At 46.5% G+C, this 5,934-nt stretch carries 7 protein-coding genes; 3 read left to right on the top strand and 4 right to left on the bottom strand.

Features of this window, described 5'->3' with window-relative positions; all coding sequences use genetic code 11:
• The 3 genes from IQ235_RS16655 to IQ235_RS16645 form a co-directional block, all read right to left on the bottom strand.
• A partial coding sequence (locus IQ235_RS16655) for an ATP-binding cassette domain-containing protein (RefSeq protein ID WP_319592609.1) occupies positions 1-382 on the bottom strand: 382 nt, incomplete at its 3' end.
• Positions 383-397: 15 nt separating this feature from the next.
• Entirely contained in the window at positions 398-982 is a 585-nt protein-coding gene (gene lepB, locus IQ235_RS16650) for a signal peptidase I (protein ID WP_264322551.1), read from the bottom strand.
• Between the two features lie 182 nt (positions 983-1,164).
• Positions 1,165-1,812, bottom strand: a complete 648-nt coding sequence (locus tag IQ235_RS16645; RefSeq protein ID WP_264322550.1) for a Uma2 family endonuclease — start codon at positions 1,810-1,812, stop codon at positions 1,165-1,167.
• 629 nt (positions 1,813-2,441) lie between these two features.
• Between IQ235_RS16645 and IQ235_RS16635 the strand changes: the two genes are divergently transcribed.
• A complete protein-coding gene (locus IQ235_RS16635) occupies positions 2,442-2,642 on the top strand; it encodes a helix-turn-helix transcriptional regulator (protein ID WP_264322549.1) in 201 nt (66 codons plus the stop codon).
• Positions 2,643-2,751: 109 nt separating this feature from the next.
• Positions 2,752-3,570 carry a Uma2 family endonuclease gene (locus IQ235_RS16630; RefSeq protein ID WP_264322548.1) on the top strand — a complete coding sequence of 273 codons (819 nt, stop codon included), beginning with the start codon at positions 2,752-2,754 and terminating at the stop codon, positions 3,568-3,570.
• A gap of 32 nt (positions 3,571-3,602) precedes the next feature.
• Here IQ235_RS16630 and IQ235_RS16625 read toward each other — a convergent pair whose 3' ends face one another.
• Positions 3,603-4,412, bottom strand: coding sequence for a hypothetical protein (locus IQ235_RS16625; protein WP_264322547.1), 810 nt, complete (start codon positions 4,410-4,412; stop codon positions 3,603-3,605).
• 114 nt (positions 4,413-4,526) lie between these two features.
• Here IQ235_RS16625 and IQ235_RS16620 point away from each other — a divergent pair.
• Positions 4,527-5,934: PD-(D/E)XK nuclease family protein (locus IQ235_RS16620; protein WP_502652922.1), on the top strand; the 1,408-nt coding region annotated here is incomplete at its 3' end.

Raw genomic sequence — 5,934 nt, 5'->3', positions numbered from 1 at the left:
TGTGCCGCAGTCCGAAGGCGAGATTATCGTAAACCGTCAGGTGGGGGTAGAGGGCGTAATTTTGGAATACCATCGCCATGCGGCGCTGTTTGGGAGGCAAATCGTTCACTAACTGCTCTCCCACCCAGATATTGCCCCCCGTGAGGGATTCTAACCCCGCCATCAGCCGCAGGAGGGTACTTTTACCGCAACCAGACGGCCCCACCAGAACCATGAACTCTCCCGATCTCACCGTGAGGTTAATCCGTCGCAATACCGTTAGGGAGGCGTTTTCTGGAGTGGTGCGATCGGTGGCTTTGGAATCTGGAGACCTCCTCGAAGTGGCCGAGGCGCGATCGGAAAAACTTTTGTAGACGTTCTCTAAAACAACTCCGATTGCCATATTTTTGAGATGCAGCTAGATGCGACCGATACGAGCAAAGGGCCAAAAGCGCACCCACGCCCGACCGATAATGTCTTTTTGGGGTAAAAAGCCCCAAAGATGGGAATCGTTGCTGTTGTTGCGGTTATCTCCCATCACAAATATCTTATCCTCGGGTACGATTTGCGGTCCCCAGTCGTAGGCAGGCGGTTCGGCAATGTAGTCCTCTTGGAGGGGTTCGTCATCGATGTAAACGCGACCGTCGTGGATGGCGACAGTTTGACCGGGTAAACCGATGGTGCGCTTGATGAACGCTTGACCCTTGTCGTACCCGAGGCGTTGCAGTTGAGAAGGGGGGCTGAACACGACGATTTCGCCTCGTTGGGGGGTGCGAAAATCGTAGGATACTTTTTCAATAATCAGTCGATCGTTGACTCTCAAGCTCGGTAGCATCGAATCGGAAGGAATGTAGCGGGGTTCGGCGATAAAGGTGCGAATCAGGAACGCTAAACCCAAAGCGACGATCGCCAGTTGAATATTTTCTCGCTGGGACTGCCAGATACTCGGTTTAGGAGTCGGTTTTCGATCGGTCTGGGTTGCCTCTTTTGGTTCGTCTGCCATCAGTATGTTGAGATTGGAATTCTCGGCGTAGAAGGAGCCTAACAGCCAATTTTATCGCAATCTACCGGTAATACGCGGAAGTCGGATATCGATCGATCGGGGAAGCAGAAGATTGATTGCGAGTTCGAGAGAATCTCGGAAGGAAGGAAAAGCGTCACGAACTATTTGGCTAAGAGCGAAAATCATGAGAATGCGATCGCTTTCTCAAACTCTCGCAAGGCTACACTCGAACCCATTTTCCAACCCCGATCGCAATATTTCGGAATTAATGTTTTGAGATCGAATTTGGGAAACCACCGACTGGTTTGAGACTCTCGATACTCCCGTTCCTCGAACTGATAGATTGATAATTCTTCTTGACGATAAATCCAGAGTTCCTGCGGTGAAATTACTTGATAATCTTCGGGACTACTAATACAGGTGAGGTCTACTTCGATCGCTAAATCCGGCGGTGGATCGATTTCTAGATCGATGCGTTCTTTTCCTAAAATGCGATCGCGATTTTCAAGATAAAAACAGTAGTCGGGTTCGATTCCTTGTCGATCGATTCGCTTTAAAGTGATAGGGGTAAATGCTTGCCAGTCTTTTTCTTCATAGCGCAGCAATGCTTTAACAAAATCTGCGAGTAGATTTGCTTCTTTACCATGTCTGGGTAAGGGGGAGAGAATTCTAATTTCTTGTGTGGTCGCGTTGTAGCGAATCCTCAATCCTGCTTTATCTTCTCGATGGCTGAGTAACGTTTCGTAGTCCTGCCAGGTTCTAAAGCGCAGAATGAGTTCGTCTCCCGCACACAGAGAAATTGAATTTTCAGTAATTGTAGGTAATGTCATCTTTTTAATGACCGATGATGGAGCGCATACTTTTAATATTAGCAGAATTCGATATTTTTTGACTGGAAACTTGACTGGAAAAACAACACGACTTGAGCGAGTCTCAAATCGGAGAGAATATTTTCTATGTCAGAATTCAAGTTCTATTTCAGAGAAGGAAAAGGGCAAGTTTTGAACTAAGAGTTGAGTAAGTTTTTTAAGATTTTTCAAAACCCGCTTTTACAGAGTTATCAATTCTACCTGATATCTGAATAATTGCTTTTATGAATTGTTACTAGTATAAGCTTGCGGCAACTGTAGAGGATTCGGATCGAATACGACTACAAATTTCCCGCCAGGAATCAGACGACGTAGAATTTTGAGATGACTATCGGTCAGAACGAGTCTGAAACTGACCGATAGTCAATCGTTGCATTTTGGGGACTAAGCGAATCAGTACCCAAGGATAAAGGCGTTCTTTGTAAGGCATAATGAATTTGTCTCCATCATGTATGAGAGCCAGAGCCAGTGCCGATCGGTTGGTAGCCCAAGTGCACTGGCTTTCTGACCTTTTGACGTTCTGCTCTCATACTACCGATCGACCTTGGTTAAGTCAACTTATCCATAAAATGTCTATCATCGGATAGTGAATGAGCAGCGTAGGGGAAAAGCTAAAACAACGACGCAAGTCGCTAAATTTAACTCAGCAGCAAGTTGCTGATGCTTTAGGTGTGACGGTAACGACCGTGAAAAATTGGGAAGCTGGCAGATATATTCCTAAGCTTTATCTAGAACAAACCAAAGCATTGTGCGATTTTCTGAAAATTTCTTTAGATGAGCTAATTAATTAGAAACGTCAATCTTGTAACGGATTTTTTTTGAGAAACTCCTACTTTGTATCTATCCGTTTGAGGTTAAAGCAATATAAAATAAAATCAGCTTCTGTCACCCCAAAAAGCTATGACGATGCACCTTCCCACTCCCATTCAATTGCGGCAAGATTTGCCGACAATGTACGATTTACCCAGCGAAAATCCAGAGGAACCCGGTTTGCCCGACGAGTTTCACGGCTTGCAACCGCAGCTATTGCAATTTACCTTCCAACCACCGAACTGGAGTGAAACCCGCCGCTTCGTCGCGATGGATATGAACCTGTACTACGACGTAAACCATCCCCTGTGGTACAAACGTCCCGATTGGTTTGGAGTGGTGGGAGTTTCTCGGCTGTACGAAGAGTGGGATTCGCGGTTGAGTTACGTGATTTGGCAAGAAGGGATAAGTCCGTTTGTTATCGTCGAGTTGCTTTCGCCGGGAACGGAAGATGAAGACTTCGGCGAAACTGAATCCCAGCCGGGAAAACCACCGACGAAATGGCAAGTCTATGAAGAGATTTTGCAAGTTCCTTACTATTTTATTTTCGATCGCTACACCGATCGATTGCAAGGATTTCATCTGGTTAACGGACGCTATCAGCCTTTAAATTTACGAGATGGACGAGGTTTCGTACCGGAACTGGGGTTAAGTTTGGGATTATGGCGGGGAATCTATCAAGGGTTAACTCGACAATGGCTGCGGTGGATGAAACTCAATGGAGAACGGATTGCGCTACCGCAGGAGGAAGCGGAGGAGGCGAAGCAAGAAGCCCAAAGTGCCAAACAAGAAACCGAACTTGCCAAGCAAGAAACCCAAAGTGCCAAGCAGGAGGCTGAGCTGGCTAAACAACGCGCAGAACGCTTAGCCGAACAGTTACGCCAGATGGGAATCGATCCAGAAATTTAAGGAATTAGCGATTGTCTCTCGATAGAATGACCCTATTGAGCGAATGCGTGAAAACCATCGGAGAACTGAATTGCGGCTTCATTCTCTGAATGTGGTTTATTCTGCTCGTCCAAGATTAATTTACAAGGTCGATCGCAAGTAAAGCAAAAATCATAAAAGAAAAATGTCCAACCACATTCAGCCACGAATGTTGTTAAAATTTGCCAAGGCTTTTCTGGGACAGAGCATTTTAACTCGTTGATGCAGTAGTCAAAAATACAGCATCGACTACATAAGTAGCCCGGCTTTTGCAAGTTTGCTAAGGATAAAAAACGCCACAATCCTTCTAATCGCTTTTTTTGAGCGGGTTTGGCTAATTTCCAAATGGGAGATAATTTTTCTTTTCCTCGAAGTTCTTGATGAATAACGGTTGAAATAGGAGACTGAAAACTTAACCTTCGCTCGAGGTGATGCCATAACTCAATATCGAGCTGCCTCGTAATTGCTTCAAGTAATGGATTCTGGATATTCTCGAACAGTGTTCGAGGCAAGAGAATTTTTTTAGATAAGTCTTTCTCAACTTGACGAATCAGGTTATTTAGCTTTTTGGGATTAGACCAGTTTTCCTGGGGGTAGACCCGAGTCAGAAAACTTAAATTTGCTACCTTTTCTGGGCTATCGAAAAAATATATCTCTAATTCATGACTTACCGTTTTTTCGTATATAGCTTCGATGGCTTGCTTTACATTCTGTTTGTCAATCGGAGTGGTTGAAAGTGCAACCTGTTGCCATTTTCTTTTATAGGCATCGAGTTGAGCTTCTTGCTGTGGTGTCAACTCAGAAATTTTTCTGTCTTCTTTCATATGAGTTTCCCAATTGTGAGATGATGTAAAAATCGTTTTGAATATACGATCGAATTTTCAATTCTTAAAACCCTCGCCGTTGTCCGCGAGTTTTTCGATCGCCCTGGAGAGTTTATGACGCGAACGGTTTACCTCCATTTATCTAGCGAGATGACGATCGATGACGATCGGCTAACGGTTATTACACCGACGCTACCCATTGCCCGATCGCTAAATGTTCCCCACCAGAAGTTAGAAACTCTCGCCCAACAAATTTGCCAACAAAACGGGATGGCGATCGCCCCGGTTTTGCTCGCCCACCGAACCCTACAAACCGCAGTCAAAAAGGCGATCGACCCAACAGATATCGAAGGAACGGCGCGAGCATTTTCTGGGGCAGTTCGATCTATCCTTCGCGCCGGAATTGACTTAGAAGCCCTCGCCTCGGCATCGCAGCAAAAAGTTCGACAACTCGCCCACCTCATCCGCACTTACCAACAGCAACTCGCTCTTCAAAAAGCGATCGACCCAGCACAACTTTTATGGTATGCCAGCCGTTTAAGTTTCGATCTAAACTGCGATCGACAACCTTTATTCGTTTACGGATATTTTCAACCCCGCCCAGATCGATTGGCATTTATCGATGCGATCGCTGCTGAAGGTAGCGTCATGGTTTTACCTTGGGAAGCAGAGGATATATTTACCGATAATCGCGCTGCCATCGATTGGCTGCAAGAACGAGGATGGGAGATTGTTGAAAATGCACCCGTTGAAAATATCCCAACAGAATTCGAGAAAAAGAAGAAACGCGATCGCAAACTTGACAACAAAAATACTCCCCCTTCTTTCTCCCCATCCCCCCGAAGAGGGCGAAGCATTTGGAAGTCTAAGTTTGGTTTAACCGATAATCGATCGCTCAAATGCTTTGCCCCTACAGCATCTCCCCATCTCCACAGCTACCCCAACCCAGAAGCTGAAGTTCGCGGCGTTTTAGGCCAAGTCAAACAACTTCTCAGCGATGGGGTGGCGGCGGGGGATATCGTTCTGGTTGCCCGAGATGATGCCGCTTACGGCCCGATGGTTCTCGATGTGGCGTGGGAGTACGAGTTACCGGTGCGGGCATTGTACCCCGTTCCTCTAGCCGCAACTCGGTTGGGGGCGTGGATTCGGCTGCTATTGGAAGTCGTCGGCAGTAACTTTCCCTTCGAGGCGACGACCAAACTACTGAGTCATCCCCTGGCTGGAGGGAAATTGAAAACCCTGTGGCCCGAGATTCGATCGCGCCATCCCCAAGGTCTTCGCCAGTGGCAGAAATTAGGCAAAACCGTGGGGATCGATTTGTCGGTATTGAAATGGAAGAAAAAAGAGACGCGATCGAATTGGGTACAACGGTTGCGAGAGGTTTTCGATCGCTTTGGAATTCGGCGGCATTGCGGGGGCTGGGCGCGGGAAATCGTCGCCTACTACAAGTTTATCGAAGGACTCGAAGCCGTGATGCAACCAGAAACCGAGCGGCTGGAACTGACGGAATTTGTCCGAGAAG

This window comes from Zarconia navalis LEGE 11467 (assembly GCF_015207075.1).
GTDB lineage: Bacteria > Cyanobacteriota > Cyanobacteriia > Cyanobacteriales > Geitlerinemataceae > Zarconia > Zarconia navalis.
The sequence above is the reverse complement of the archived record's forward strand: the minus strand, read 5'-3'. Positions and strand labels throughout refer to the sequence as shown.

Coding starts and splice junctions, on each gene's coding strand:
- IQ235_RS16630 (WP_264322548.1), top strand. CDS start 2,752: ATGACGATGCACCTTCCCACTCCCATTCAATTGCGGCAAGATTTGCCG.
- lepB (WP_264322551.1), bottom strand. CDS start 982: ATGGCAGACGAACCAAAAGAGGCAACCCAGACCGATCGAAAACCGACT.
- IQ235_RS16635 (WP_264322549.1), top strand. CDS start 2,442: ATGAGCAGCGTAGGGGAAAAGCTAAAACAACGACGCAAGTCGCTAAAT.
- IQ235_RS16645 (WP_264322550.1), bottom strand. CDS start 1,812: ATGACATTACCTACAATTACTGAAAATTCAATTTCTCTGTGTGCGGGA.
- IQ235_RS16625 (WP_264322547.1), bottom strand. CDS start 4,412: ATGAAAGAAGACAGAAAAATTTCTGAGTTGACACCACAGCAAGAAGCT.